Raw genomic sequence first — 1,935 nt, 5'->3', positions numbered from 1 at the left:
TGTCCGTCACCAGGAAGTATTAATCGCTCACGACCATATCCGCATCGAGCAAGACGATCACGTTATCCTCTTCCTGGTCGATAAGAAAAGAGTTCGCGAAGTCGAGAAGCTGTTCCAAGTCGGACTCGCTTTTTTCTAACCCTGTTTTAGTAGTTTTTTGGGAGATACAACCGGATGCATTTGTCTACAGTCAGCCGAATTCTAGGCATCCTGCTGATGATTTTTAGCCTGACCATGCTCCCGCCGATCATTGTTTCGCTCATCTATAACGATAATCAGCTCCATGCCTTCCTCGATGCTTTTGTTATTACGCTAGGCTTAGGGCTAATCATCTGGCTGCCTGTTCGAAACCATAAAAAGGAGCTTCGTGTACGAGATGGTTTTATCGTAACGGTTCTCTTCTGGCTGGTGCTCAGCCTGAGTGGTTCAGTGCCCTTATATTTATCTGACTCCCCTGATTTACGCTTCGTTGATGCTTACTTTGAGTCCCTATCGGGGCTAACCACCACTGGCGCGACCGTCATTACCGGGATAGATGACCTGCCCAAATCTATCTTGTGGTACCGACAACAATTGCAATGGCTTGGCGGCATGGGCTTGATCGTACTGGCTGTCGCCATTCTTCCAATGCTAGGCATTGGTGGTATGCAGCTATACCGAGCAGAGACTCCCGGCCCGGTAAAAGACAGTAAATTAACGCCTCGAATCACCGAAACCGCCAAAGCTCTTTGGTATATATACCTCGGGCTAACAGTCGCTTGCGCGCTATCTTACTGGGCCGCTGGAATGACCCTGTTTGACGCCATAGGCCATAGTTTTTCGACCATCGCCATCGGCGGCTATTCAACCCATGATGCCAGTATTGGCTATTTCGATAATAGCGTAATTGAACTAATCGCCATCTTCTTTATGTTTATCGCCGGGGTTAATTTCGCGCTGCATTTCACTGCATGGCGAAGCAATAGCTGGCGAACGTACTTTATGGACCCCGAGTTCCGCTTTTACGCATCGCTCATGTTGATCGTAACCATTATTACGATCGCAACGCTTTACTTCACCGATACTTATAGCTTCTCTGACTCTATGATTCGAGGCGCCTTTGAAGTTGTTTCCATCGCAACAACCACTGGCTTTGCTACAGCAGACTTCACAGCCTGGCCATTCGTACTGCCCTTCCTCTTATTCGTTGTTGCCTTTGTTGGCGGCTGTGCAGGCTCAACCGGCGGTGGCATGAAGGCGATTCGAATCTTACTCATCTACAAGCAAGGCTTGAGAGAAATCCAACGTCTAATTCATCCCAACGCCATTATTCCAGTAAAACTTGGCAAAAAGCCGGTTCCCGACCGTGTGATTGAAGCTGTTTGGGGCTTCTTTTCGGTTTACTTGTTCGTCTTCGTTATTTTGCTCTTAATGTTACTGGCAACGGGCTTGGACCAAGTCACTGCCTGGTCAGCTGTCGGTGCCAGTATTAACAATTTAGGCCCAGGCTTAGGTGATGTCGCACAACACTACGGCGACATTCCCGATACCGCTAAGTGGGTTCTATGCTTTGCCATGCTAATGGGCCGCCTAGAGATCTTCACTTTATTGATATTGTTTACCCCTGCTTTCTGGCGAAATTAAGGCCCTTATTAAAAACCGAGAAAATACCAATAAAGCAGACGAGTGCACTGACATAGCGGCCAATAAACCTTATGATTGATCAATAATAAAAATATAAGTGGCTGTCAGACATGCTTAAGCTCTCGTGCTTAAATACACTCTTTCTCATTTTTTTCCTATTTTTAGCCGGTGTATCTTCTGCATTGCAGGCCGAAAGTAATACGGCTCAAGCAAGCACGAATAAACTCCTTGTTATCGACCTGCGAGACAAAGATTGGTCTAGCAAACAATCTTTTAGCCTTGACGGCTATTGGAATACTTACTGGAACCGCT

The 1,935-nt window shown here is 46.8% G+C and carries 2 protein-coding genes; both read left to right on the top strand.

From position 1 onward, the window contains the following. Positions 1-174 precede the first annotated feature (174 nt). Positions 175-1,623 (top strand): TrkH family potassium uptake protein, encoded by a 1,449-nt coding sequence (locus A3763_RS21995; protein ID WP_068512836.1) that lies wholly within the window; start codon positions 175-177, stop codon positions 1,621-1,623. Positions 1,624-1,733: 110 nt separating this feature from the next. Then, on the top strand, positions 1,734-1,935 hold a 202-nt coding region (locus A3763_RS29775; RefSeq protein ID WP_231872289.1), incomplete at its 3' end, for a hypothetical protein.

The sequence above is a fragment of the Oleiphilus sp. HI0128 genome, from assembly GCF_001635365.1.
Note: the sequence above shows the minus strand (reverse complement) of the source record. Positions and strands in the feature narration are given on the sequence as shown.